21 protein-coding genes and 4 pseudogenes are annotated in these 26,016 nt (G+C 71.1%); 9 read left to right on the top strand and 16 right to left on the bottom strand.

Annotated elements, in window-relative coordinates:
* Positions 1-355: 355 nt before the first annotated feature.
* From ACFYYN_RS25055 to ACFYYN_RS25095, 9 genes and pseudogenes are all read right to left on the bottom strand, one after another.
* Positions 356-1,084 carry an ABC transporter permease gene (locus ACFYYN_RS25055; protein WP_500547651.1) on the bottom strand — a complete coding sequence of 243 codons (729 nt, stop codon included), beginning with the start codon at positions 1,082-1,084 and terminating at the stop codon, positions 356-358.
* 71 nt (positions 1,085-1,155) lie between these two features.
* Positions 1,156-2,111, bottom strand: a pseudogene (locus ACFYYN_RS25060) (ATP-binding cassette domain-containing protein).
* Between the two features lie 83 nt (positions 2,112-2,194).
* Positions 2,195-2,836: a PadR family transcriptional regulator gene (locus ACFYYN_RS25065; RefSeq protein ID WP_500547579.1), complete on the bottom strand. Its 642-nt coding sequence runs from the start codon at positions 2,834-2,836 to the stop codon at positions 2,195-2,197.
* A 108-nt stretch (positions 2,837-2,944) separates the two neighbouring features.
* Positions 2,945-4,579, bottom strand: coding sequence for a DEAD/DEAH box helicase (locus tag ACFYYN_RS25070; RefSeq protein ID WP_500547580.1), 1,635 nt, complete (start codon positions 4,577-4,579; stop codon positions 2,945-2,947).
* Positions 4,580-4,665: 86 nt separating this feature from the next.
* On the bottom strand, positions 4,666-4,869 hold the full coding sequence (locus tag ACFYYN_RS25075; RefSeq protein ID WP_319137404.1) for a cold-shock protein: 204 nt from the start codon (positions 4,867-4,869) through the stop codon (positions 4,666-4,668).
* Between the two features lie 352 nt (positions 4,870-5,221).
* A complete protein-coding gene (locus ACFYYN_RS25080; protein WP_500329841.1) occupies positions 5,222-5,404 on the bottom strand; it encodes a formate dehydrogenase subunit delta in 183 nt (60 codons plus the stop codon).
* 31 nt (positions 5,405-5,435) lie between these two features.
* Positions 5,436-8,258, bottom strand: coding sequence for a formate dehydrogenase subunit alpha (gene fdhF, locus ACFYYN_RS25085; protein WP_500547581.1), 2,823 nt, complete (start codon positions 8,256-8,258; stop codon positions 5,436-5,438).
* Complete coding sequence (locus ACFYYN_RS25090) at positions 8,255-9,871, bottom strand: formate dehydrogenase beta subunit (RefSeq protein WP_500547582.1); 1,617 nt, start codon at positions 9,869-9,871, stop codon at positions 8,255-8,257. Before ACFYYN_RS25090 ends, fdhF begins: the two co-directional genes overlap by 4 nt.
* Positions 9,868-10,461, bottom strand: coding sequence for an NAD(P)H-dependent oxidoreductase subunit E (locus ACFYYN_RS25095; RefSeq protein WP_500547583.1), 594 nt, complete (start codon positions 10,459-10,461; stop codon positions 9,868-9,870). Before ACFYYN_RS25095 ends, ACFYYN_RS25090 begins: the two co-directional genes overlap by 4 nt.
* 180 nt (positions 10,462-10,641) lie before the next feature.
* On the opposite strand from ACFYYN_RS25095, the gene ACFYYN_RS25100 reads away from it, so the two are divergent.
* The gene (locus ACFYYN_RS25100) at positions 10,642-11,331 is read left to right on the top strand and encodes a GntR family transcriptional regulator (protein ID WP_500547584.1); all 690 of its coding nucleotides are present in this window, start codon (positions 10,642-10,644) and stop codon (positions 11,329-11,331) included.
* Here ACFYYN_RS25100 and ACFYYN_RS25105 read toward each other — a convergent pair.
* The 3 genes from ACFYYN_RS25105 to frc form a co-directional block, all read right to left on the bottom strand.
* On the bottom strand, positions 11,289-12,101 hold the full coding sequence (locus ACFYYN_RS25105) for an acyl-CoA dehydrogenase family protein (protein WP_500547585.1): 813 nt from the start codon (positions 12,099-12,101) through the stop codon (positions 11,289-11,291). The two genes, ACFYYN_RS25100 and ACFYYN_RS25105, sit on opposite strands and share 43 nt — an antisense overlap.
* A gap of 220 nt (positions 12,102-12,321) precedes the next feature.
* Positions 12,322-12,873 carry a beta-class carbonic anhydrase gene (locus ACFYYN_RS25110; RefSeq protein WP_500329835.1) on the bottom strand — a complete coding sequence of 184 codons (552 nt, stop codon included), beginning with the start codon at positions 12,871-12,873 and terminating at the stop codon, positions 12,322-12,324.
* 290 nt (positions 12,874-13,163) lie between these two features.
* Positions 13,164-14,393: a formyl-CoA transferase gene (frc, locus tag ACFYYN_RS25115; protein WP_500547586.1), complete on the bottom strand. Its 1,230-nt coding sequence runs from the start codon at positions 14,391-14,393 to the stop codon at positions 13,164-13,166.
* Positions 14,394-14,608: 215 nt separating this feature from the next.
* Here frc and ACFYYN_RS25120 point away from each other — a divergent pair, with 215 nt between their 5' ends.
* Entirely contained in the window at positions 14,609-15,211 is a 603-nt protein-coding gene (locus ACFYYN_RS25120) for a TetR/AcrR family transcriptional regulator (protein ID WP_500547587.1), read from the top strand.
* A 59-nt stretch (positions 15,212-15,270) separates the two neighbouring features.
* Here the strand turns inward: ACFYYN_RS25120 and ACFYYN_RS25125 are convergent, their stop codons facing one another.
* Both ACFYYN_RS25125 and ACFYYN_RS25130 read right to left on the bottom strand, forming a co-directional pair.
* Positions 15,271-15,627 (bottom strand): hypothetical protein, encoded by a 357-nt coding sequence (locus ACFYYN_RS25125; RefSeq protein WP_500547588.1) that lies wholly within the window; start codon positions 15,625-15,627, stop codon positions 15,271-15,273.
* Positions 15,624-15,809: pseudogene (locus ACFYYN_RS25130) on the bottom strand (oxidoreductase dimerization domain-containing protein); the annotation flags it as partial. The gene ACFYYN_RS25125 and the pseudogene ACFYYN_RS25130, both read right to left, overlap by 4 nt.
* Position 15,810: 1 nt before the next feature.
* On the opposite strand from ACFYYN_RS25130, the pseudogene ACFYYN_RS25135 reads away from it, so the two are divergent.
* Positions 15,811-16,731 (top strand): annotated as a pseudogene (locus tag ACFYYN_RS25135) (aldehyde dehydrogenase family protein); the annotation flags it as partial.
* Between the two features lie 63 nt (positions 16,732-16,794).
* Here the strand turns inward: ACFYYN_RS25135 and ACFYYN_RS25140 are convergent.
* Both ACFYYN_RS25140 and ACFYYN_RS25145 read right to left on the bottom strand, forming a co-directional pair.
* Positions 16,795-17,859 (bottom strand): hypothetical protein, encoded by a 1,065-nt coding sequence (locus tag ACFYYN_RS25140; RefSeq protein WP_500547589.1) that lies wholly within the window; start codon positions 17,857-17,859, stop codon positions 16,795-16,797.
* Between the two features lie 33 nt (positions 17,860-17,892).
* Positions 17,893-18,024: pseudogene (locus tag ACFYYN_RS25145) on the bottom strand (NAD(P)(+) transhydrogenase (Re/Si-specific) subunit beta); the annotation flags it as partial.
* Between the two features lie 93 nt (positions 18,025-18,117).
* Here ACFYYN_RS25145 and ACFYYN_RS25150 point away from each other — a divergent pair.
* From ACFYYN_RS25150 to ACFYYN_RS25175, 6 genes are all read left to right on the top strand, one after another.
* Positions 18,118-18,795 carry a hypothetical protein gene (locus ACFYYN_RS25150; RefSeq protein ID WP_500547652.1) on the top strand — a complete coding sequence of 226 codons (678 nt, stop codon included), beginning with the start codon at positions 18,118-18,120 and terminating at the stop codon, positions 18,793-18,795.
* Positions 18,705-19,730, top strand: a complete 1,026-nt coding sequence (locus ACFYYN_RS25155) for a LacI family DNA-binding transcriptional regulator (RefSeq protein ID WP_500547590.1) — start codon at positions 18,705-18,707, stop codon at positions 19,728-19,730. The genes ACFYYN_RS25150 and ACFYYN_RS25155 overlap by 91 nt, the downstream gene beginning before the upstream one ends.
* A gap of 372 nt (positions 19,731-20,102) precedes the next feature.
* Positions 20,103-22,136: an amylo-alpha-1,6-glucosidase gene (locus ACFYYN_RS25160; protein ID WP_500547591.1), complete on the top strand. Its 2,034-nt coding sequence runs from the start codon at positions 20,103-20,105 to the stop codon at positions 22,134-22,136.
* A gap of 140 nt (positions 22,137-22,276) precedes the next feature.
* On the top strand, positions 22,277-23,569 hold the full coding sequence (locus ACFYYN_RS25165) for an ABC transporter substrate-binding protein (RefSeq protein WP_500547592.1): 1,293 nt from the start codon (positions 22,277-22,279) through the stop codon (positions 23,567-23,569).
* An 83-nt stretch (positions 23,570-23,652) separates the two neighbouring features.
* Positions 23,653-24,654, top strand: a complete 1,002-nt coding sequence (locus ACFYYN_RS25170) for a carbohydrate ABC transporter permease (RefSeq protein WP_500547593.1) — start codon at positions 23,653-23,655, stop codon at positions 24,652-24,654.
* A complete protein-coding gene (locus ACFYYN_RS25175) occupies positions 24,651-25,514 on the top strand; it encodes a carbohydrate ABC transporter permease (protein WP_500547594.1) in 864 nt (287 codons plus the stop codon). Before ACFYYN_RS25170 ends, ACFYYN_RS25175 begins: the two co-directional genes overlap by 4 nt.
* Positions 25,515-26,016 lie beyond the last annotated feature (502 nt).

The following is a 26,016-nucleotide window of genomic DNA, read 5'->3' on the forward strand; positions in this document are numbered from 1 at the left end:
GGTGACACGGTGGTACGGCCCCGGGCATGGCGATTCCGCCGTGCTCAGGGAGTGTTGAGGCAGACATTCAGCTGGTCAGCGCGATTCTCCATACTGGAGATTGCATACGGTATGGACCTGCGAAACGGGGTGTCCAGGGGACGACGGGAAGATTGACCAGCGCATTACCAACCGGTCAAGCCCGCTCCGCGCCCGTCCCGGCGGGCAACTCAGGCAGCTCCAGGGCGCGTTGCCCCAGGTCGGAGGGGTAACTGCCACTGCCCGTCAAACGGTTGCCTGGGGCATCCGATGCCTCCGCGCCGCGGACCGGGACGGGCCCGGGTAAAGGGTCGGTAAGGAGGGTGGTGCCCTCCGGTTACGCGCTCAGGCGCCCGAACCTCCGTAGCGCCAGCGGCAGGAACACCGCCAGCAGGGCCAGCGGCCAGGCCACCGCGGCCCAGACGTGGCCGGATTCACCTCCGGGAGCGCCGAACAGGTCGCGTACCGCCGTCGCCGTCCGGGACATCGGGTTCCACTGGACCGCCGTGCCCAGCCAGCCGGGCATGGAGTCGGGCGTGGCGAAGGCGTTGGACAGGAAGCCCACCGGCCAGACCAGGATCTGCACCGTCTGCACCAGCTCCGGCTTCCCCGCGACCAGCGCCAGGTGGATGCCGATCCACAGCATCGCGAAGCGGAAGAGCAGCAGGAGGCCGACCGCGCCGAGGAAGGCGGCGGCCCCGCCGTGCGTGCGCCAGCCGAGCGCGTGGCCGACCCCGGTCAGGACGGCCAGGCCGGCCGCCGACTGGAGCATGTCGGCGGCGGAACGGCCCACCAGGACCGCTCCGTTGGCCATCGGCATCGACCGGAAACGGTCGATCACGCCCTTGTTGAGGTCCTGGGTGACCGCGAGCATCGTGCCCTCCAGACCGAAGGCCATGGTGAGCGCGAGCATGCCGGGGACGAGGTAGCCGAGGTAGTCGCCCGTGATGCCGCGGCCGCCGCCGACGAGGTAGCCGAACATCAGCAGCAGCATCACCGGGAAGACGAGGCCGACCAGCACCTGGACCGGCTGCCGGGCCCAGTGGGCGAGTTCGCGGCGGGTCATGGTCCAGCAGTCGGCGAGGACGTGGGATCCCCGCGCGGGCCGGACCGGGCCCCGAGTGGTGTACGTGGCGCTCACGCGGTCTCCTTCGTGGGGTGGTTCCCTCCGGTGAGGTGCAGGAACACCTCGTCGAGCGTCGGACGGCGCAGGGCGATGTCCTCCGCCTCGATGCCGGCCGACTCCAGGGCGCGGACGACCCCGGCGAGCGCCGCCATGCGGTCGGTGACCGGGGCGCTGAGCAGCCGCCGGTCGACGTCCACCGACACCTCGCCCCCGGTCGCGGGCAGCAGTGCCCTGGCCGCGTCCAGTCGGCCGGCGTCGCGCAGGACCACGTCGATGCGGTCGCCGCCGGTACGGGCCTTGAGTTCGTCCGCGGTGCCGTCGGCGATCACCCGGCCGTGGTCGACGACCGAGATGCGGTCGGCGAGCTGGTCGGCCTCCTCCAGGTACTGGGTGGTGAGCAGGACCGTCGTACCGCCGTCGGCCAGGGAACGGACCGAGGCCCACACCTCGGCGCGGCCCCGGGGTCGAGTCCGGTCGTCGGCTCGTCGAGGAACAGCACCTCGGGATCGGTCACGAGGGACGCGGCGAGGTCGAGGCGGCGCCGCATGCCGCCGCTGTACTGCCGGACCGCCTTGCGTCCGGTGTCCGCGAGGCCGAAGCGCCCGAGCAGTTCGCCGGCGCGCTCGCGCGCCCGGCGGGCGCCGAGATGGTGCAGGCGCGCGAACATCTCCAGGTTCTGGCGGCCGCCGAGTTGCTCGTCCAGGGCCGCGTGCTGCCCGAGCAGGCCGATGCGGAACCGCACCTCCCGGGCCTCGGTCACCACGTCGTGCCCGGCCACCTCGACGCGGCCGCGGTCCGGCCGGAGCAGGGTGGACAGGATCCGGACCAGGGTCGTCTTGCCCGCGCCGTTGGGGCCGAGCACCCCGTGCACGGTGCCGCGCGCGACCAGCAGGTCGAGCCCGTCCAGCGCCGGTTTGTCGCGGTACTTCTTGTACGCCCCCTCGACGGTGATGGCTGCGTCGGTCATGGGCCGCTCCCCCCACTGATCAACTAGTCAAACTTGACTACCGGCGCAAAGTAGCGGGCGCGGAATCCATTCGTCAAATGTGACTAGTGCTCGTCCCCGGGATGCGGTTCGCCCGTCGCGTACGGGTTCTCCTCGCCCTGCGCGAGCACGCCCACGAAGGGCTCGCCCTCCCCGGCGAAGGTGTAGGCGCCGCCCTCGATCCGCTCGACGAGCCCACGGGTCCACGCGGCGTCGGAGTCGGCCGTGTGCACCCAGAGGTTCATGATCTCGCCGATGTGGCCGAGCCGGCCGGGGCCGTCCTCGGGGACGTAGTGCTCGGTGACGGCGGCCCGCCACTCCCCGATCCTGCGGATCCGCTCCCTCAGCAGGTCCAGTGCCTCGTCCCGGCGCAGGTCGACGATGAAGCCGATGGCCGCGGACTGGAGGTCCATCTTCTGGTCGTAGGCGACCAGCGCCTCGTGCAGGAGGCGCAGGAACTCCTCGGTCCCGGTGTCCGTGATCTCGTACTCGGTGCGGGGCGGGCCGCCCGCCGTCGACGGGGCGACCTCGTGGGCGTGCAGCAGTCCCTGCTTCGCCATCTGCTTCAGGGCGTGGTAGATCGAGCCGGGCTTGGCGTTGGACCACTCGTGCGCGCCCCAGTACTCCAGGTCGTTGCGCACCTGGTAGCCGTGGGCCCGCCCGTGCTGGCGGACCGCGCCCAGGACGAGGAGACGGATCGCTGACATGCCGTCCAGATTAGGCCGAACGGCACCGGGCCCCGCACGCGCCCCGGCACCGCCGTGCCGCAGCAGGTGCCGGTCCGGTGCCGGGCCCCGTGTACGTCCCCCGTCCGGTCAGCCCGCGGGGTTGCGGCGGCCGCTCCGGCCGCCCCTGCCCTCGGTGCCGGCCACCGGCCGCCGCCCGGAGCCGCGGGTCCCCGTGCCGGAACCGGCACCGGAAGCCGCGCCCGCCGCTCCCCGGCGGTCGGCTCCCCGGCCGCCCGAACTGCCTGCGGCACCCGTCGTCCCGCGCGCGTCCGCCCGGCGGGCGCCACCGCGAGCACCGGTCCCGGTGGCGGCACCTGCCGCCGCCCCGGCTCCGCCGCCGCCGCTGCGGCGCCGGCGAGCGGGCCGCCCGCCGTTCTCGGTGCCGTTCTTCTGGCGGGACGCCTTCGGCGCGGCCGGCGGCTGGGGCACCTCGATGGTGACGGCCACGCCGGACGGCTCACGGGCGCCGGTGATGGTCGCCAGTTGCGCGTCGCTCGAGGTGATGCGGGCCGTCCGGGGGCGGATGCCCGCGTCCGACATGAGCCGGGTCACGTCCCGCTTCTGGTCGGGCAGGACCAGCGTGACCACGCTGCCGGAGCCGCCTGCGCGGGCCGTGCGGCCGCCCCGGTGGACGTAGTCCTTGTGGTCCATGGGGGGATCGACGTTCACGACGAGGTCGAGGTCGTCGATGTGTATGCCGCGGGCCGCGACGTTCGTGGCGACCAGCGCGGTGACCTGGCCGTTCTTGAACTGCTCCAGGGTGCGGTTGCGCTGCGGCTGGGAGCGGCCCCCGTGCAGCGCCGCCGCGCGGACACCGACGGCCAGCAGCCGCTTGGCGAGCCGGTCGGCGGACCGCTTGGTGTCGAGGAAGAGGATGACCCGGCCGTCGCGTGCCGCGATGCGCGTGGTGACGGCCTTCTTGTCGGTCTCGTCCAGGACGTGGAGCACGTGGTGCTCCATGGTGGTCACCGCCCCCGCGGACGGGTCCACGGAGTGCACCACGGGGTCGGTCAGGAACCGCTGCACCAAGCGGTCGATGTTGCCGTCCAGGGTGGCCGAGAAGAGCATCCGCTGCCCGTCGGGCCGCACGCGCTCGATCAGCCTGGTGATCTGCGGCAGGAAGCCCATGTCCGTCATCTGGTCGGCCTCGTCCAGCACCGTGATGCCCACGCTGCCGAGCACGCAGTCGCCGTGCTCCACCAGGTCGTTCAGCCTGCCGGGGGTGGCCACGAGCACCTCGACGCCGCGCCGGAGCGTGGCGGCCTGCTTGGTCATGGACAGCCCGCCGACCACGGTGGCCATGCGGAGGTTCACCGCCGTCGCGTACGGGGTCAGCGCGTCCGTCACCTGCTGGGCGAGTTCACGGGTGGGCACCAGCACGAGGGCGAGGGGTGCCTTGGGCTCCGCGCGCAGTCCGGCCGTACGGGCCAGCAGCGCCAGTCCGAAGGCGAGGGTCTTGCCCGAGCCGGTGCGGCCCCGTCCCAGCAGGTCACGCCCGGCCAGCGAGTTGGGCAGCGTCGCGGCCTGGATGGGGAAGGGGGTGGTCACCCCCTGCGCGGTGAGGGTCTTCAGCAGCCCCGCGGGCATGTCGAGAGCGGCGAAATCCTCGACGGCGGGAAGTGCGGGTGTCGTGCTTTCCGGCAGCCGGAATTCTCTCGGCGACGATGCGGACGGTGCGGACGACGGCGCGCGCCGATTCGATTTCTGGGGCCTGCGGGACATGCGGATATTTGCCTTCCTGGAGCAGCGCAAACCGGGGTCCGCACCATGACGGTGCGGACCCCGGTGAGCAGGTACGCGTCCGGCGATCAGGCGGGGACGATGTTCTCCGCCTGCGGGCCCTTCTGGCCCTGCGTGACGTCGAAGGTGACCCGCTGGCCCTCCAGGAGCTCACGGAAGCCCTGGGTGGCGATGTTCGAGTAGTGGGCGAAGACGTCGGGGCCGCCGCCGTCCTGCTCGATGAAGCCGAAACCCTTTTCGGCGTTGAACCACTTCACGGTTCCCTGTGCCATGACATTCTCCTTCAGTAGGCAGAGGGCCCATCCGGGGAATGCCGGAGAACAAATAATGCGCCTGCGGGAGATGAATTCCGTCAGGCGCACATAGGTTTCATGGGTACCACAACTGCAACCAGGACACCTTAGCACAGGCCGCGCCCCGGACGACGGGGCGCAAGCGGCGGCGGGGACGGGACGGCGGGCGGGCACCGTCGGTCACGACGCGTTCACGCGGCAGCGTGAAACGCCCACCCGTTCATGTGCCGGAGGCTCGGCACGCCCCCGCCCGGGGGGCGCGGGGACAGGTCCCCGCGCTCCCCGGTGTCCGGGATCCCGGCCGGCCGGGACCGGCCGGGATTGCGCGTCGTCAGCGCAGCAGCTTCACCGCCTCGACCACCAAGGGGTCCAGCCCGTCCGCCCCGGCGTCGACGAAGTCGAGGAGACGGGTGCGCATGCGCGGGTCCCAGAACCTGCCGATGTGCCCCGCGACGGCCTCGGCCGCCCGGTCGCCCGGCAGATGGACGAGGTTGGCCGCGATGTCGTTGGCCATCCGGCGCTCGGCCGGCACTGCGCCGGCCACCTCAGTCCACCACCGTCAGCAGCTGGTCCCTGTCCCGGTCGTGTTCCGCGCCGTCGGCCCGCCGCGGGCGGGCGAGCCCCACCTGCACGGCGGTCACCTTGTACTCCGGGCAGTTGGTCGCCCAGTCGGAGTTCTCCGTGGTCACCACGTTCGCCCCGGTCACCGGGTGGTGGAAGGTGGTGTACACGACGCCGGGCGGCATGCGGTCGGAGATCTCGGCCTTCAGCGTCGTCTCCCCCACCCGGCTCGCCAGGGTCACCGTGTCGCCGTCCACGATGCCGCGGACCTCGGCGTCGTGGGGGTGCAGTTCCAGCACGTCCTCCGGGTGCCAGGCGACGTTGCCGGTACGGCGGGTCTGCGCGCCCACGTTGTACTGGCTGAGGATCCGTCCCGTGGTCAGGATCAGCGGGAAGCGCCGGGTGCTGCGCTCGGCGGTCGGCACGAAGGTGGTGACCACGAACTTGCCCTTGCCCCGCACGAACTCGTCCACGTGCATGATGGGCGTGCCCTCGGGGGCCTTCTCGTTGCACGGCCACTGGACGCTGCCCAGCTTGTCCAGCAGCTGGAAGGAGACACCGGTGAAGGTCGGCGTGACCTGGGCGATCTCGTCCATGATCTGACCGGGGTGGTCGTACGCCATGGGGTGGCCCATGGCGGTGGCGATCTCGGAGACGATCTGCCACTCGTGCTTGCCCGTCTTCGGCTTCATCACCGCGCGCACCCGGTTGATGCGGCGCTCGGCGTTGGTGAAGGTGCCGTCCTTCTCCAGGAAGGACGCGCCGGGCAGGAAGACGTGCGCGAACTTCGCCGTCTCGTTGAGGAACAGGTCCTGGACGACGACCAGTTCCATGGCCTCCAGCGCGGCGGTGACGTGCTTGAGGTTGGGGTCGGACTGGGCGATGTCCTCGCCGTGCACGAACAGGCCGCGGAACGTCCCGTCGATGGCCGCGTCGAACATGTTCGGGATGCGCAGCCCGGGCTCGGCGAGGATCGTGCCGCCCCAGAGGTTCTCGAACACGGTGCGCACGGCGTCGTCGGAGACGTGCCGGTAGCCGGGCAGCTCGTGCGGGAACGAACCCATGTCGCAGGAGCCCTGGACGTTGTTCTGGCCGCGCAGCGGGTTCACCCCGACGCCGTCGCGGCCGAGGTTGCCGCAGGCCATGGCCAGGTTGGCCATGCCCATCACCATGGTGGAGCCCTGACTGTGCTCGGTGACGCCGAGACCGTAGTAGATGGCGCCGTTCGGGGCCTGCGCGTACAGCCGTGCCGCCGCGCGCAGTTCCCCGGCCGGCACGCCGGTGAGCTCCTCCGTGGCCTCCGGGCTGTTCTCCGGGCGGGCGATGAACTCCGCCCACTCGTCGAAGTCCTCGCACCGCGCGTCCACGAAGGCCCGGTCGACCAGCCCCTCGGTGACCACCACGTGCGCCATGGCGTTCACGACGGCCACGTTGGTGCTGGGCCGCAGCTGGAGATGGTGCTCGGCCTGGACGTGCGGGGAGCGCACCAGGTCGATGCGGCGCGGGTCGACGACGATGAGCTTGGCGCCCTCGCGCAGCCGGCGCTTCATCCGCGAGGCGAACACCGGGTGCCCGTCCGTGGGGTTGGCGCCGATCACCATGATGACGTCGGCCTCGGCCACGGACCGGAAGTCCTGGGTGCCGGCCGACTCGCCGAAGGTCTGCTTGAGCCCGTACCCCGTCGGGGAGTGGCAGACCCGGGCGCAGGTGTCGACGTTGTTGTTGCCGAAGGCGGCGCGCACCATCTTCTGGACGACGTACACCTCTTCGTTCGTGCACCGCGAGGAGGTAATGGCGCCGATCGCGCCCGACCCGTAACTCTGCTGGAGCTCGCGCATCCGGCGGGCGACCGTGCCGATCGCCTCGTCCCACTCGACCTCGCGCCACGGGTCGGTGATCTTCTCGCGGACCATGGGCTTCAGCACCCGGTCGGGGTGGCTGGCGTAGCCGAAGGCGAAGCGGCCCTTCACGCAGGAGTGGCCCTCGTTGGCGCCGCCGTCCTTGTACGGCACCATCCGCACCAGCTCGTCGCCGCGCAGCTCGGCCTTGAAGGAGCAGCCGACGCCGCAGTACGCGCAGGTGGTGACCACCGAGCGGGTGGGCATCCCGAGCTCGACCACCGACTTCTCCTGGAGCGTGGAGGTCGGGCAGGCCTGCACGCAGGCCCCGCAGGAGACGCACTCGGAGTCCATGAAGCTCTCGCCGGCGCCGGCGGAGACCTTGGAGTCGAAGCCGCGCCCCTCGATGGTCAGCGCGAAGGTGCCCTGTACCTCGCCGCAGGCGCGGACGCAGCGGGAGCAGGCGATGCACTTGGACGCGTCGAAGTCGAAGTAGGGGTTGGAGGTGTCCTTCTCGGCGTCGAGGTGGTTCGCGCCCTCGTAGCCGTAGCGGACCTGCCGCAGCCCGACCACGCCGGCCATGTCCTGCAGCTCGCAGTCGCCGTTGGCCGGGCAGGTCAGGCAGTCCAGCGGGTGGTCGGAGATGTACAGCTCCATGACGCCCTGGCGGAGCTTCTCCACCTTGGGGGTCTGGGTCCGCACGCTCATCCCGTCCGCCACCGGCGTGGTGCAGGACGCCGGGGTGCCCCGCCGGCCGTCGATCTCCACCACGCACAGCCGGCAGGAGCCGAAGGGCTCCAGGCTGTCGGTGGCGCAGAGCTTGGGGATGTCGATTCCGGCGAGCGCGGCGGCGCGCATCACCGACGTGCCCTCCGGCACGGTCACCGGCATCCCGTCCACTTCCACCGCGACCGTCGCCGCGCCGGGGCGCTCCGGGGTGCCGAAGTCGGGTTCCTTCAGGAGTGTCATGCCGTGCCCTCCGTCCTTCCTCCATGGGCGTGCGTGCGTGGGATCGCCCGGCCGGGGTCGCGGGCGAGGAAGTCGTCGGGGAAGTGCGCGATGGCGCTGCGCACGGGCATCGGCGTGAGCCCGCCCATCGCGCACAGGGAGCCGTCGGTCATCAGCTCGCACAGGTCCTCGAGCAGGGCCAGGTTCTCGTCCCGCTGCTGACCGGCCACGATCTTGTCGATCACCTCGACGCCGCGGACCGATCCCACCCGGCAGGGCGTGCACTTGCCGCAGGACTCCTCGGCGCAGAACTCCATCGCGAACCGGGCCTGGGCGGCCATGTCGACGCTCTCGTCGAAGACGACGACACCGCCGTGGCCCAGCATGGCGCCCGCCTCGGCGAACGCCTCGTAGTCCATCGGCAGGTCGAACATCGACGGCGGCAGGTAGGCGCCGAGCGGCCCGCCGACCTGCACCGTGCGGACCGGCCGCCCGGAGAAGGTGCCGCCGCCGTACTCCTCTACCAGCTCGCGCAGCGTGACGCCGAAGGCCGTCTCCACGATCCCGCCGCGGGCGATGTTGCCGCCGAGCTGGAACACCTGGGTGCCGCGCGAACGCTCCACGCCGAGTTCCCGGTACGCCTTGGCCCCCTCGGCGAGGATGACCGGCACCGTGGCGAGGGTGAGGACGTTGTTCACGACCGTCGGCTTGCCGAACAGCCCCTCGATGGCGGGGATCGGCGGCTTGGCCCGGACGGTCCCGCGCTTGCCCTCCAGGCTCTCCAGCATGGAGGTCTCCTCGCCGCAGATGTACGCGCCGGCGCCGACGCGTACGTGCAGGTCGAAGTCGAGCGGGGACCCGAGGATGCCCTCGCCGAGCCACCCCTGCTCGCGGGCGATGCCGATCGCCGCGCGCATCGTGGCCACCGCGTCGGGGTACTCGGAGCGGATGTAGAAGTAGCCCTCGCGGGCGCCGACGGCGTGCGCGGCGATCGTCATGCCCTCGATGAGCATGAAGGGGTCGCCCTCCATGACCATGCGGTCGGCGAAGGTGCCGCTGTCGCCCTCGTCGGCGTTGCAGCAGACGAACTTGAGTTCGTCGGCGCAGTCCATGACGGTCTTCCACTTGATGCCGGCCGGGAAGCCGGCGCCGCCGCGGCCGCGCAGGCCGGAGTCGGTGACCTCGGTGACGACGTCGGCGGGGGCCATGCCGAGGGCGGTGCGCAGTCCGGCCAGGCCGCCGTGGCGCAGGTAGTCCTCCGGCGAGAGGGGGTCGGTCACCCCGACCCGGGAGAAGGTGACCCGCGTCTGGCGGGCCAGCCAGGGCAGTTCGTCGACGACGCCGAGGCGCAGCGGGTGGTCGGCGCCTTCGAGCATGCCCGCCGCCAGCAGTCCCTCGACGTCCGAGGGGGCCACCGGCCCGTAGCCGACACGGCCGGCCGGGGTGACCACCTCGACCAGCGGCTCCAGCCACAGCATGCCGCGGGAGCCGTTGCGCACCACGTCGACGGGCGCCTCCCGCTCCGCCGCGACGCGCCGCAGCGCGTCCGCCACCTCGTCCGCGCCGACCGATCTGGCCGCCGAGTCACGCGGGACGTAGACCGTCACCGTGGAGTCGGAGGAGTTCTTCGTCATGCGACCGTCCCCTTGAGGATGGAGCCCAACCGGGCCGTGCCCACTCGTCCGTACAACCGGCCGTTCACCTCGACCGCCGGCCCCAGGGCGCAGTTGCCGAGGCAGAAGACCTGCTCGACGGTGACCGAACCGTCCGGTGTCGTCTCCCCCAGGGCCAGTCCCGCTTCCCGCGCGTAGCCCACCAGCGCGTCGGACCCGAGGGCCTGGCAGGCCTCGGCGCGGCAGATGCGCACGGTGGTCCGTCCCGCCGGCTCACGGCGGAAGTCGTGGTAGAAAGTCACCACTCCGTGGACGTCCGCCCTGGAGAGGTTGAACTCGTCGGCGAGCACCGGTATCGCCTCTTTCGGCACGCAGCCCAACTCGGCCTGCAGGGCGTGCAGTACCGGTAGCAGCGCGCCGCGCTGATCCCGATGATCAGCCACAACCGTCCGGACCACGTCTTCGACCGTCATGCCACTCCCGCCGATCGTCATTGACCACTCCGCCTTCGCCAGGTCAGGGAGTTCGGGCGCGGGATCGTCACAGAGCCGCTCGCCTTCCCGACGGTGCCGGCAGTACACGGTGACGATACCGCATACAAACTTCTGCATACAGAATCCTGCAGCCAGGACTTTTCCCAAGTCCCGGCACCCGGGCGCGTCTTGTCGCGACCGAAAGGCATGTTGCATACCAAAACCTGTATACTGACCGTTCCCGCCGCCGGCGACCCTCACGGCGGCCACCAGTGCAGAGCCGTCGGCCCACAGGCTCGGTGGCAGAACGGGGGAACCATGCGTGAGGCCCTGACGGCCGCGGCGACCCGCCGGGTCGCCCGCCCCGCACCACTGCGCCAGGCCGTGTACGACGCCCTGATCGAACTGATCATCAACGGCTCCCTCACACCGGGCCAGCACCTGGTCGAGGCCGAACTCGCCGAGCACCTCGGGGTCTCCCGCCAGCCGGTGCGCGAGGCCCTGCAGCGGCTGCAGACCGACGGCTGGGTCGACCTGCGCCCCGCCCAGGGCGCCTTCGTCCACTCCCCCACCGAGGAGGAGGCCGCCCAGCTGCTCGGCGTCCGCTCGGTGCTGGAGACGTACTCGGCCCGGCTCGCCGCCGAGAACGCCAAGCCCGAGGACGTCGAACGCCTCTGGGAGCTGCAGCAGGAGGGCGTCGAGGCGCTCGCCGGAGGCGACGTGGAGCGCCTGGTCACGGCCAACACCGCGCTGCACTCCTTCATCACGTCCATCGCCGCGAACGCCGTGCTGGCCGAGCTGATCTCGCAGGTGAGCCGGAAGGTGCGGTGGTACTACACCCCCATCGCCAAGCCCCGGGGCAAGGACGCCTGGAACGAGCACGCCCAGCTCATCAAGGCCATCGCCAAGGGCGACGGCGACCGCGCCGGCGAGATCATGCGCAAGCACACCGAACGCACCGGCGACTACCGCAAGGCGGTCGCGGCGGGGGCGACGGCGCTGAGCTGAGCCGCCCCGCCCGCCGCCGCCGCCGCGGCCGTGTCCGCGGCCTCGACCGACGGGTGGACGGCCGAGGAGCCCAGGGCGTCGCGCAGTTCGCGCAGCCACGGCAGCACGGTGCGCAGCACGACCTCGTGCCCCGCGCCGTCCTCCCCGAGCATCGCGTCGGCGGGGACGAGGACCGGGTCGGCCAGGACCGTGGAGGTGGCACTGCCGTGCGGTCCGCCTCCGTCCGGCCGGGCCGGGACGAACAGGTCGGGCGCGTGCGCGGGCACCAGCCACAGGGTCAGCCCGTCCCCGGCGGCCAGCGGCAGCGACGACCAGACGTAGCTGTCGGCCTCCCCCGCCGCGACCACCTCGCGCTTGCGGGCGCGCAGGGCGACCACCTCTCCCGAGCGGGTGGCGGTCGCGCCCGCGGCACCGTACGCGCCGTCCGTACCGTCCGCCAGGGCGAGGCTGCTGAGGTGGCGTCCGGCGGCCGTCTCGCCGCGCACCCAGCGGCTCCCGCACGCCTCGATCACGGCGACCGCCGCGTAGTGGGACTGCAGCACGGCCGCGGTCACCGGGCAGGTACCGGCGATCCGCGCGACGACCTCGGCGGCCTCGGCCGGACCCCGGCCACCGCCGCCCAGGTCGGTGGAGACGGTCAGCCCGAGCAGCCCCGCCTCGCCCAGGGCGCTCACCGCGCGGCGCGGGAAGCTCCCCTCCCTGCCGGTCCGCTCGGCACGGGGCGCGATGACGTCGCTCAGGACACGGGAGAAGGCGTTGCGGTACGACACGAGGTGACCCCCTCGGGAACGGTTGCTGATCTGCCGTCAGGCAGCGGATGTGGGCACGACGACGGACGGGGCAGCCGGGCACGCGGGTGCGTGCGGGCCGGCCGCCCCGCCGGCGTGCGCGCGGACCAGCCGCCGGGAGCAGCCGTCCCGCGTCTCCCGGCAGGTTGCCGTCCGCCGGTCCGCGCGCAGGTTTGGAGGGGGCTTGGGTGCCCCGGGTGGTTCAGGGGCGCGGGTCGATCTCCCGCAGCAGCCCCGTCGTGACGTCGAAGACGAATCCCCGGACGTCGTCGGTGTGGGGCAGGAACGGGGACGTACGCACCCGCTGCATCGACTGCCGGACGTCCTGGTCGACGTCCTGGAACGCCTCCACCGCCCAGGCGGGGCGCTGGCCGACCTCCAGCTCCAGCTCGTGGCGGAAGTCCTCGGTGAGGGTCTGCAGACCGCAGCCGGTGTGGTGGATCAGTATCACGCTGCGCGTCTTCAGGGCGCGCTGGCTGATGGTCAGCGAACGGATGGTGTCGTCGGTGACCACACCGCCGGCGTTGCGGATGGTGTGGCAGTCGCCCAGTTCCAGGCCGAGGGCGGCGTGCAGGTCGATCCGCGCGTCCATGCAGGCCACCACGGCCACCTGGAGCACCGGCCGGGCGCCCATGCCCGGGTCGGTGAACCCGGCGGCGTACTTGCGGTTGGACTCCACGAGGCGGTCGGTGACCGTCTCCCCGCCCGGGGCGCTGCCGCCGGGCTGTGCGGAACCGTACGTTGACGTCGTCATGACTTCCGGTGCGCTCCTTTTCTGGTGCGGCCGTCCACGTGCTCCGATCATCCACGCGGGCTGCCGGTCCGGGGCGGACCACGGCGGCTCCTGCCGCTCCCGTGTCCGCCCGGCGGTCGATAGACGGGGTGTATCAACGCAGGCCGGACCGCACGGCGCACCGGCCCCGGTACGGCGGCGGGGTCCGCGGCGCCGGCGGGCCGCACACCGCGCGCCGCCCGTACGGCGGCGGGGCGCACCGCCGGGTCGTGTCACTGCCGGTGGAACGGCGCGCGTGGTCCGCGGTCATGTCAGATCACTCCCAGTGCCTTGAGCCCCGGCAACTCGTCCTCGTGGATGCCGAGCTCGGTGGTGTAGATGTCGTGGTTGTGTTCGCCGAGGAGGGGTGAGCGGTGGATGGTGGTGGGTGAGTCGGAGAGTTTGAGGGGGTTGCCGACGGTGGTGTAGGTGCCGCGTTCGGGGTGGTCGACTTCGACGACGATGTCGTTGGCCTTGAGGCTGGCGTCGTCGATGATCTCCTTGGTGGACAGGATGGGCCCGCACGGGATGTTGTGGGTGTTGAGCTCTTCCAGGACCTGCCATTTGGGCAGGGTGGTGGTCCATTCCTCGATGAGCTGGAACATCTTGGCGAGTTTGGGCAGCCGGGCTTCGGGGGTGGCCCATTCGGGGTCGTCGGCGAGTTCGGGGTGGCCGATGAGTTCGGCCAGGGGTTGCCAGCCGACGGGCTGCACGATGACGTAGACGTAGTCGTTGGGGCCGCCGGGGGCGCATTTGACCGCCCAGCCGGGCTGTCCGCCGCCGGAGGCGTTGCCGGAGCGGGGGACTTCGTCGGTGAAGTCCTCGTTGGGGTACTCCGCCAGTGGTCCGTGGGCCAGGCGTTGCTGGTCGCGGAGTTTGACCCGGCACAGGTTGAGCACCGCGTGCTGCATGGCGACCTGCACGCGTTGTCCGCGGCCGGTGTGGGTGCGCTGGTACAGGGCGGCCAGGATCCCGGCCACGGCGTGGACCCCGGTGCCGGAGTCGCCGATCTGGGCGCCGGTGGCCATGGGGGGACCGCCTTCGAAGCCGGTGGTGGCCATTGACCCGCCCATCGCCTGCGCGACGACCTCGTACGCTTTGAACGCGGTGTAGGGGCCGTCCCCGAAGCCCTTGATGGAGGCGTACACGATCCGCGGGTTGATCTCCTGGATCCGCTCCCAGGTGAACCCCATCCGGTCCACCGCGCCCGGCCCGAAGTTCTCCACCATCACGTCACTGCGCGCGATCAGCTCGGTCAGGATCTCCCGCCCGCGCGGGGTCTTGGTGTTCAGCGTGATGCTCCGCTTGTTCGCGTTCAGCATCGTGAAGTACAAGCTGTCCACCCCCGGCACGTCCCGCAACTGACGCCGCGTGATGTCACCACCGGGAGCCTCCAGCTTCACCACGTCCGCACCCAGCCACGCCAGCAACTGCGTCGCCGACGGACCCGACTGCACATGCGTCATATCCAGGACGCGCACACCTTCGAGTGCCTTGGTCACAACGGCCACCTCACAAGTCCAACGACGGGTCGGGAGTGGTGCGTCGGGATCCCATACTGCAGATTGCATACCGTATGGAGTAACCATGGTTGCGGCCCACACGGTGGATGTCCAGAGAAGGAGGGCAAAGATTTCCCCCGCGCTCCCTATGGATGACCCACGGTCACCGTGTTAAATTAACACGAAGATTCGTTTTTTAATCGAAGGATGAATCCATGCCGAAGGTCACGCAGGAGTACATGGAGGCCCGCCGCCGGCAGATCCTGGACGCGGCGCGCCGCTGCTTCCTGCGGGACGGGTTCCACTCCACGTCCATGCAGGACCTCTTCGCGGAGTCGGGCCTCTCGGCGGGCGCGGTGTACCGGCACTTCGCCAGCAAGAACGAGATGATCACGGCCATCGTCGAGGAGAGCATGCGTGACGTCCTGACGATGGTCCACGGTGTCGCCGGGCAGCGGCCCACCAGCTCCGTCGGAGACCTGATGGCCGGTGTCTTCGACATCGTGAAGGCCAAGACCGCCGAGCAGAACATCGCCGGGCTGTCCGTGCTGGCCTGGTCCGAATCCCTGCGGAACCCTTCACTGGCCGAGCAGTTCAACGACCTGCTGGCCCAGATGCGCTCCGCCCTCACCGAGGTCGTCCGGGAGCACCAGCAGGGCGGCACCCTGACGCGTGGGGCATCTCCCGAGGCGATCGCCGCCACGCTCCTGTGCACGCTGCCCGGCTACATCCTCCACTTGGCCATGGGTGACTCCGAGGCCGTCGAGGGGGTTCCCGACGCGCTCCGCGCGCTCTGGCCCGAAGCGGCACCGTCCTGACACCGCGCCTCGCCCGGCTCGGTCCCGGGCCGGGCGAGGCGCTTCACCGGGCAGGCGGCTCAACGCGGCATCGGCATCGCGATGAGGGCCCGGCGGGTGCCGGTGTCGTCACAGGGGCGGACCAGCCGCAGCTCCCCGCCGGAACGGGCGAGTTGGCGCCCCAGGTCCGTCCGGCGCCAGGACAGGCGCCACGAGCCGCCGGCTTCGTCCGCGTCGGGTATCCGGAAGCGCACCAGTCCCCCGGCCGGTCCGCCGGCGCCGGGGCCCACGAGGAACGCTTCCACGAGGTGCAACGGCAGGGACGAGAAGAGCCGGTCGCGGCGCCCGCTGCGCAGCCGGCTGCCGGCCCCGCGGCTGCCGTTGCCGCCGTCCGGAGACGGCGGTGAGACATGCGGGATCCGGCGTCCGGGCTTCATCCGTGCCTGTGCAACGGCTTGCCCGCGAGAGCGAGGAACGCCTCCCCCAGGGCCTCGTTCTGGGTCGGGTGAGCGTGGACGAGGGGGGCGACGTCGTCCGGATGGGCTTCCCAGGCGACCGCGAGCTGCGCTTCCGCGATGAGCTCGCCCACCCTCGCACCGACCATGTGGACCCCCAGCACCAACGTGGGCCTGCTCAAGCACGCCTCGAACGTCCCGCAGTCCGCGTTGTACCTCGACACGCTCTTCGAATGGGCGGGCTTCCCCGTCGGGTCGTTCCAGGCGCTCCTCATCGGAGCAGCCGGCGTCGAAGCCGTCGTCCGCGACCGGCGCGTCGCCGCCGAGACGCTCACCGGATCCGAGCCGGCCGGACGGTCGATCGCGGCGGTCGCGGGCTCGGAAGTGAAGAAGGCCGTGCTGGAGCTGGGCGGGTCCGACCCGTTCATCGTGCTGCCCTCCGCCGACGTCCGCGCGGCGGCCCGGACCGCCGTGACCGCGCGCACGATGAACAACGGCCAGTCGTGCATCGCGGCCAAGCGGTTCATCGTCCACACCGAGGTGTACGACGAGTTCGTCGAGGCCTTCGTCGCGGGCACGAAGGCGCTGACCGTCGGCGACCCGCTCGACGAGGACACCGACATCGGGCCGATCGCCACGGAGTCCGGTCGGCGCGAGCTCGCCGAACTGGTCGACGACGCCGTCTCGCAGGGCGCCGTCCTGCGGTGCGGCGGGTCCGCGGTCGGTACCGAGGGGTGGTTCTTCGAGCCGACGGTGCTGGAGGAGGTCACCCCCGCGATGCGGGTGTACCGGGAGGAGGCCTTCGGTCCGCTGGCCGTGGTCCACCGGGTCGACGACATCGCACAGGCCGCGGCGCTCGCCAACGACACGGCCTTCGGCCTCAGCTCGTCGGTGTGGACCACCGACCCCGACGAGGAGCGGTTCCTGATCCCCCGGCTCGAGGCGGGCGCCGTCTTCGTCAACGGCATGAGCGTCTCCTACCCCGAACTGCCGTTCGGCGGCGTGAAGGACTCGGGCATCGGCCGCGAGCTCGCCGCAGAAGGCATCCGGGAGTTCTGCAACCTCAAGACGGTCTGGAAGGGCTGACGGGAGGCGCTCCCGCAGAGCACGCCCAGGACGCCCGCCGGCCGGCGGGCGTCCTGGGCGTGCTCAAAGTGCCTTTTCCGCCCAGCGGTTCAGCGTCCCGCTCTTGTCGTCATAGGTGAGCCAGGTCCCGTCGCCGAGCGGACGCACATAGCTGTCGACAGGGCCCGTGGGATAGCCGACCGCCCCGCGTATCTCCAGGCTGTGGGCGTCGAGCAGCCAGTGGCGGGCCTGTTCGGGGTCCTCGGCGGAGTCGATCGTCGAGGCGATGACCGTGTCGGCGTCCACGAAGCCGCAGCCGTAGTCCCAGCGGGGCGGGTCCCCGTCACCGGCCGGATCGGGCGAGACCTCGGCGAGCACGGTGCCGTCCAGGGCGTGCAATTGCAGGTCCCACCCGCTGTGCTCGACGGTCAGGAAGCCCGGGTGCCCCGCATGGACGTCCATCAGGATGCGGTCCATGCCCTCGTTCAGGTCCCAGCCGGTCAGCTCGCCGCCGTCCCGGCGCGCCCAGTGCAGCAGGACGCCGTCCTGGCCCATGCCGATGCACAGGCCCATGTGGACACCGTCCGGGTGGGACAACTGGTGCGAACCGGACGCCGCGCTGCCCAGCGGCAGCCGGTCCAGCTCCCGTCCGTCCCGGGCGTCCAGGACGACCCAGCGCTCCTCCCACTCGCCTTCCGCCGGCTCGGCCACGACATGCGCCCAGACGAGCCGGCCGGCGTCCGAGACCCGGCAGGAACCGTGCTCGTGACCGGGGCACACCTCCTGCTCGTCCCCCGTGTGCGGATGGCCGATCTCGGGCCCCCAGCAGGCGTGCCGGTACTCCCACAGCGTCTCGCCGCCCCTGCCCACCGCCCGTACCGCGCGCTGACCCGAGAACACCGCGAACGTGCCGTCGGGACTCACCGAGTGGACGCCGCGGTCCCACCCGGGCCAGGGAAGGGGGAAGACGGCGGCCGGCACGCTCTCGCCCGAGAACACCTCGCCCAGGTCGTGGACCTCCAGCTCGCGCCCGTTGCCGAGCAGGGCGCGGCACGCACCGCCCCCGCGGCTCTCGAACGCGAAGCCGTTGACGAGCGCGCCCCCACCCGGCAGCCACACCGAGTCGCGCAGTTGTGCGGTGATCGACATGGCCCGACGGTAGCGGACCCCACCGACAGCGGGTCAAAGGACCCGGAGGATGCCCTCGACGCGGTCCTTGGCCTCCCCGAAGAGCATGGCGGAGTTGTCGCGGTAGAAGAGGGGGTTCTGGACTCCGGCGTAACCGGAGGCCATGGAGCGTTTGAAGACGATGACGCCCAGCGGCTCATCACCTTCCGCAAGGCGCACCCGGCCCTGCGTCCGGCCGCCTTCTACAGCGCCGACAACAACGGCAACGGCCTGGGCCAGCTGGACTGGTTCACCCCTGCCGGCAGCGCGCCCGACGGGGCCTACTGGTCCAGCCCGAACAACCATGCCTTGGCCTTGCGCCTCGACGGCACCGAACTCGGCGACCCCAGCAGCGCCGTCTACGTCGGCTACAACGGCTGGTCCGGTGACGTCGACCTCACCCTCCCCTCACCCGGCGCGGGCAAGCAGTGGTACCGCGTCACCGACACCTCGACCTGGGCCGAAGGACCCGATCAGGTGGCCTCCTCCGGTTCAAGCCCTCGTCGGCGGCGCCGGCACTGTCTACCGCCTGCACGGCCGGGCCAACCTGCTGCTGATCGCGAAGTAGCCCGGTCCCCGAACGCGTGGCGGGTACGCCCCGGCCCGGACGGGACTGACGGCAGTCTCGACCGGGCTGCGCGCCTGCCGCGCCCCGCCGTGTACCGGCACCAGGTGACCGACGGCCCGGAAAGCAGCCCGCCTCGTCCGCAGTCCAGGGAGCGGGGCCGCAGGGTCCAGAATGCGGCCCGCACCGGTTCGTTCGGTGGCCGTCGCGTCGGTGAACAGGCGATGGCTGTCTCCGTCCTCGCCGGTAGACTGGTGCTCCTATGCGTAAGCGCTCCGTCTCGCCGGCTCCCACCGTCAACGATGTGGCACGTATCGCGGGGGTATCCCGCCAAACGGTCTCCAACGCCCTGAACACACCGGATCGCTTGCGACCGGAGACGCTGGACCGCGTGCTCCGGGTGATCAAGGAGACCGGCTATGAGCCCAACCGGGCGGCGAGGTCGCTCAGGACCCAGGCGTCGCGGCAGATCGGCTACTGCGTCGAGGTAGGGCGGGGTGGCACATCGAATGTGATCCTCGACCGATTCCTGCACGCGCTCGCGGCGGCGGCCCAGGAGAACGGCTACCGCGTGGTGATCTGCGCCGCGCAGGATTTCCAGGACGAGCTGGCGACGTACGACGAGATGCTGCGCACGTCCAGCGTCGACGCCTTCATACTGTCCCGGCTGGACCCCGGCGATCCCCGACCGGAATGGCTCGCCTCACGGAACGCGCCCTTCGTGGGCTTCGGCCGGGCGCCCCATGCCCCGCCCGGGCAGTTGTGGGTTGATGTGGACGGCGCAGCCGGCATCGGCGCGGCTGTGGACCACCTCGTCGCCAGAGGTCACCGGGAGATCGCGTTCCTCGGGATGGAGGAAGGCAGCGGGCCGGGACAGGACCGCCTGCTCGGATGGCGCCTGGCCATGGACCGGCACGAACTGGTCGCCCGCAACTGCGCCCGGTCGCCCGACACGATCGACGACGGCGCCGCCGCTGCCGCTGAACTGCTGCGCGCCTGGCCCCGCCCCACGGCGGTGGTGGCGGCCAGTGACACCCTGGCGCTGGGGTGTTACACGGCAGTCCGGGACCAGGGGCTGTCCATCGGGCGGGACGTGGCAGTGGTCGGCTTCGACGACTCCCCTGCCGCCGCGCTGGTCCAGCCCTCGCTGACCACGCTGCGGCAGCCGTTGACCGAGGTCGGACGTGCGGTGATCAGGCTGCTGACCGCCCTCCTGGCAGGGAGTCCACCCGCCGCTTCCGAGTACGTGCTGTTCGAACCGGAGTTGATCGTCCGTGAGAGCTCCTGACGCTCGCGGCTATCCGCCCGCTGCTTCCGCGTAGTTTCTGCGGGACGGAAGTTGACCGTCGGCGGGAGCACCTGAGTTCCTCCACACGGAACACCACGGAAACGTTGAGGAAACTCCCCCTAGTCAGGTGGTCCACCACATGGCATAGTCCTGCGCGTCGCAGTTTTGATCGTTCAACTTACGGGTCGCCGACGACGGTTCGAGCTCGGCGCCCGGACTCTGTACGTCAGCGACCGCCGATCGGCCGCGCGTTCACCGCTGCTGTCTTCCGCATTCACGGTCGACGCACCGGGTGACGGCACCAGCCCATGAATTCGGCGGCGGTTGCGCTGCGCGGCCCCACCGGTGACCCGCTTGACCGAAGGAGGCAGGGTGACAATCCCTCACCCACCTGCGCTGCACGACCTCGTGACCGTGCTGCGTGCCCCCGCCGCCGCGCTGTGCGGGTCGGACGGCCAACTGCGGACGGGCGGCGCGGACGGCTACTACGACGACGACCGCCGGATGCTCTCCCGGCTGGAGGTCGAGATCGTCGATGCCGAGGTCCGGCCGGTGGGCCGGTCACTGACCCGGTCGTCCGAGGCCCGGTTCACCGCCGTCGTGCAGCCGGTCCGCGGAGCTGCGACCGACACGGACCTGATGCTGGAGCGCCGCCGGGTGCTGACGCACAGCGCCCTTGAGGAGCACCTGAGGCTGCGGACCTTCGGCGACGCCCCCCTGCGGGTGCGGGTGCGGGTGCGCGCCGAGTCGGACCTGGCTCCCGTGCACGAGGTCCGGTCGGGCGAGCGCATCCGCCCTGTCCCCCCGGTCAGCGCCGGCGGCGAGGTTCGCTGGGACCGCGACGGCACGGGGGTCGTCCTGACCGCGGACCCGGCGCCGGCCGAATGCCGGAGGGAGGACGGTACAGCCGTCCTGTGCTTCGAGGCCGAACTGCCGCCCGGAGGCTCCTGGTCGCTCTCCCTTCGCGTGTGCGCATCGCCCGACACCGACCCGGCGAGTACTTCCGCGCGCGTGCCGCGGACCGACTTCAGCGCGCCACTCGACTCGCTGCCTCCGCCATGGGCCGCGCCCGCGCAAGCGCCGGTCGACCACCGCCGGGCGCGCCTGCTGCACAGCAGCCTCGAGGACCTGCGGGCCATGCTGCTGTGCGACCCTCTCGATCCGCGGGACCGCTTCCTCGCCGCCGGGAGTCCTTGGTACTTCACCCTCTTCGGACGCGATTCGCTCTGGTCCGCCCGGATGCTGCTGCCCCTGGGCACCGCGGTTTCCGGGGGCACGCTGCGCACCCTCGCCCGCAGGCAGGGCCGGCGGGACCTGCCCGAGGCGGAGGAGCAGCCAGGAAAGATCCTGCACGAGGCGCGCCCGGAGGCGCTGCGGCTGGGCAGCCTCACACTGCCCCCGCTGTACTACGGCACGGTCGACGCCACGGCGCTGTGGGTGCGCCTGCTGCACGACGCCTGGCGGGCGGGCCTGCCCGAGGCCGAGGTCGCCGAGCTGCTGCCGCACCTGCGGAAGGCCCTGCGGTGGATCACCGAAGCGGGTGACGCCGACGGGGACGGGTTCCTCGAGTACCGGGCCACCGTCCCGGGAAGCCTGGCGAACCAGGGCTGGAAGGACTCCCACGACGGGGTGTGCTGGTCCGACGGACGGCTCGCGGAGGCACCGCTGGCACTGTGCGAGGTCCAGGGGTACGCGCATGCCGCCGCCGTGCAGGGCGCTGACCTGCTGGAGAGCTTCGGTGCCGGCGGTGCGGAGCCGTTGCGGGACTGGGCGGCCCGGCTGCGTGAGCGTTTCCGCGAGGCGTACTGGGTCTGCGACGACGTCGGGCCCTATCCGGCGATCGCGTTGGACGGAGCCAAGCGGCCGGTGGACGGCGCCTCCTCCAACATGGCCCATCTGCTCGGCACCGGGCTGCTCTCACCCGACGAGGCGGCTTTGGTCGCCCGCAGACTGTCCGCGCCGGACATGGACTGCGGATTCGGACTGCGGACCCTCTCCTCCACCAGCGCTGCCTTCAACCCGATGAGCTACCACTGCGGCAGCGTCTGGCCGCACGACACAGCCATCGCCGTGCTGGGGTTGGCCGCCGAGGGCCACCACGAGGTGGCCCGCTCACTGGCGAACGGAGTGGTCGAGGCCGCGGAACGTTTCGGATACCGACTGCCGGAGCTGTACGGAGGGGTCTCGGCGGCCGACAGCGGGCCTCTGCCCGCCTATCCCTCGGCCTGCCGTCCCCAGGCCTGGGCGGCCGCCGGGGCGGTGGCGGTCATCGGGTACCTGGAGAGCCGGGGCGCGGCGCCCTCTCCGGGCACCCCGCCTCCGCAGGCGGGGAACGCTCCGGCGCTCCCGGTGCCGACCCACCGGACAGACACTCGACCCGGACACAACGGGCGTCTCAGGTCCTGAAACCGCCGAGGGCTGACGGGAAGAGCGCCTGACAGCAGAACGTCGGCGCAGTGTGCACGCTCACGATCCGATGTGATTTTTTTCGCTGCCGCACCATTCGAATCCGCGCCGACCGGCGCTGCTCAACGAGGAGCAAGGGAATGACCAGTCGAAGAATTCTGCAGGCGGCCGCTGTTGCCGCGGCCGCCGCACTCGCCGCCAGTGCGTGCAGCGGCAAGGGGACGGACAAGAACGCGGGAGACCAGGGCTCCGGTGATCGTGGTCCCATAACCCTGGCCACCGGCAAGGACACCTCCGGCAATCTGCAGAACCTGCTCGACGAGTGGAACTCCGCGCACCCCAGGGAAAAGGCCACCATCACCGAACTGCCCACCTCCGCGGACGCGCAGCGTCAGCAGATGGTGCAGAACGCCCAGGTGAAGTCGGACGCGTACTCGGTGCTCGGCCTCGACGTGACCTGGACCGCCGAATTCGCCGCCAACCGCTGGATCGACCAACTTCCGGCCAAGGACTTCCCGCTGGACGGCCTGCTGCCGTCCGCCGTCGACACCGCGAAATACCGGGGCAAGGTGTACGCGGCCCCGTACCAGTCCAACGGCGGGATGCTCTTCTACCGCACCGACCTGCTGAAGAAGGTCAAGGCCGAGGCGCCGACCACCTGGGTCGAGATGGCGGCCGTCTGCAAGAAGGTCCTGCATCTGCCCGAGGCCTCCAAGATGCGCTGCTACGCGGGCCAGTTCGACAAGTACGAGGGCCTGACCGTCAACTTCTCCGAAGCCGTCCAGTCCGCCGGCGGGGAACTGTTCGACGACAACGGCAAGCCGACCGTCGACACACCCGAGGCGAAGGCCGGCCTGAGGTGGCTCGTGGACAGCTTCAAGGACGGCACCATCCCGAAGGAGGCGCTGACCTACCAGGAGGAGAACGGCCGCGAGGCCTTCCAGGCGGGCAAGCTCATCTTCCTGCGCCAGTGGCCGTATGTGTGGAACCTCGCCAACGAGACCGACGGCTCCTCGAAGGTGGCGGGCAAGTTCGACGTCGCTCCGCTGCCGGGAATGAACGGCCCCGGCTCCTCCACCCTGGGAGGCCTGAACCTGGCCGTGTCCGCGTTCGCCCCGCACAAGGCGTCCGCGCGGGACTTCATCACGTTCCTGACCGGTGAGGAAGCCCAGCGCTCCAACCTGCTGAAGGCAGCGGTCGCGCCGACCCGGGCGAACCTGTACAGCCAGGCCGACCTTCAGAAGAAGTTCCCCTACCTCGCGACGCTCGGCAAGTCGATCGAGAGTGCCCGGCCCCGGCCGAAGGCCGTGCGCTACGGCGATGTCACCGCGGCCATCCAGAACGCCATTTATCCGGTGGTCTCCGGAAAGGCGAGCCCCGACACCGCGCTCACCGACCTGCAGCAGCAGTTGGAGAAGATCACCGCAGAGTGAGGCGTCCCCGGCCGGGCGCGTTGCGCCCGCCGCGCTCCGTGCCCGGCCGGGGCGATCGGCGTTCCCCCGAAGAAGGACACCTCGTGACCACCACCATCCGGACAGCCACCGCGCGTCCTGTCCCAAGGCTCCGCAAGAGCCGGGGTGACGGCCGCCTCGCGGCCGCCCTGCTCTCGCCCACCCTCCTCGTCCTCGGCCTGGTCATCGCCTATCCCCTGGTGGCCGCCATAAGGGCTTCCCTCTTCCAAGAGGGCCAGGGCCTCGACGCCGACGGCTTCGTGGTGGAGGGGGAGCGATTCGCGGGCCTGCGCAACTACACGGACGCGTTCTCAGGGACCAACGCCTCGGTGTTCTGGAATGCCTTCTGGAACACCACGTTCTTCACCGTCACCACCGTGTCGATCGAGGTGCTCCTCGGCATCGCGATGGCCATGGTCATGAACCACGCCCTGCGCGGGCGCGCCGTCGTGCGCGCGGCCATTCTGGTGCCATGGGCCATCCCTACGGCCGTCTCCGCGCTGCTGTGGCGGTGGGTCTTCGACGTCAACGGCGTGGCCAACGCCCTGCTCGGCCGGCAGATCCTGTGGACCGCGGACGGGTGGCAGGCGAAGCTGGCGGTGATCGTCGCCGACACGTGGAAGACCGCGCCGTTCATCGGCCTCCTGGTTCTCGCGGGCCTGCAGTTGATACCCCGTGAGCTCTACGAGGCGGCCCGGGTCGACGGCGCCGGTCCCTGGCGCCAGTTCCGCAGCATCACACTGCCCCTGGTCAAACCCACCCTGCTGATCGCCGTCCTGTTCCGCATCCTGGACGCGCTGCGCATGTTCGACCTGCCCTTCGTCCTGATCGGCGGCCGGAAGCACGAGGTGGAGACGCTGGCGATGCTCGCGTACTACGAGGCCAGCAATGTGCGCTACGGCCCCGCGGCCGCCTACGCGACCCTCCTGTTCGCCTACGTCGTCATCGTGGCGTTCGCCTTCGTGAAGCTGCTCGGCACGGACCTCATCGGAGAGGCCAGAGCCCGCCGGCGCACCGCCCGCACGACCCGGACGCCCGCCCCGGCACGAAAGGCCACCACCGCATGACCGCCGCCGACTACCCCGCACCGGCCCCGGCCCGGCGGCTGCGCCCGACGGCCCTGCTGCGGCCCCTGGGTATCGCCGCCATCGTCGTCTACTGTCTCGCGCCGTTCTACTGGATGGTCGTGTCGAGCTTCCGGCGCCCGACCGACCAGTTCCAGCTCTCGCTGCTGCCCCATCCGTGGTCCGGCGCCAACTTCGCCGCGGTCTTCAGGCCGGACGTCGGCTTCCAGCGCTCGCTGCTCAACAGCCTCGTCGTGGCCGGCGTGACCACCGCGCTCACGCTGCTGGTCGGCACCGTCGCGGCCTACGCGCTGGCCCGCCTGGAATTCCGCTTCAAGGGCGCTGTCGCGGCGGTCATCATCGCCACGTCCATGTTCCCCGGAATCTCGCTCATCATCCCGTTGCTGAGGCTCTTCTCGGACATCGGTTGGATCAACACCTACCAGGCCATGGTCGTCCCCAGCATGTCCTTCGCCCTTCCGCTGGCCGTGTGGACGCTCACCGCGTTCTTCCGCCAGCTGCCGGCGGAACTGGAGCAAGCCGCCATGGTGGACGGCTGTACTCGGGGGCAGGCATTCCGGAAGGTCATCATTCCCATCGCCGCTCCGGGCATCTTCACCACGGCGATCATCACCTTCATCGCGGCCTGGAACGAATTCATCATCGCTCTGTCCATGGTCAACCAGAAGTCGATGCAGACGGCGACCGTCGCCATCTCGCGCTTCACCGGCGCGTATCGCTTCGACCAGCCGTACGGCACGCAGATGGCGGCCGGTGTCCTGGTCACGGTCCCGCTTGTCATCGCCGTACTCGTCTTCCAGCGGCGCATCATCGCCGGACTGACCGCCGGCGGCGTCAAGTAGGGTGCTGTTCCCGGGTGCTGGACATAAGACCGTGCGCCGGCGTCCAGCGATCTCGTTCGGACACGCCGCCGGCCTGGGCATCGACCTGGACACCGTCCAACGACAGCTGTCACCAGGGGATCCGCTGCCCCGGCGGTGGACGGTTGGGCGCACGCCGGGCCGGCCGATGTTCCACCGCCGGCCGGCCGTGACTGCGAGGCCTCCCCGGCCGATCCGAGGCCGTCGTCCACCCTGCCATGGCCGACCTGATGACCCGGCGCCTCACTGGCGGAGCCACCCCGACCGGCGAGACCCCATCCCTCGGAACGAGACGCTGGCCGCGGGATGGAACATCGGGAGGAAACGACCCCCAATGGTTGGTGAGACAGGGCCGCCCCTGGAATACGCCCTGGCCAACAAGGTCGACCACCCCCCGCGACAACCGCGTCCGCGAGCGCGATGTCGTGCCCGAGCTCGACGCGTGGGTCTCCCTGCGGTTCGCTCCATGCCGGAAGGCAGCCGC

Origin of the sequence: Streptomyces sp. NPDC001902, from assembly GCF_042891295.1 — a bacterium.
GTDB lineage: Bacteria > Actinomycetota > Actinomycetes > Streptomycetales > Streptomycetaceae > Actinacidiphila.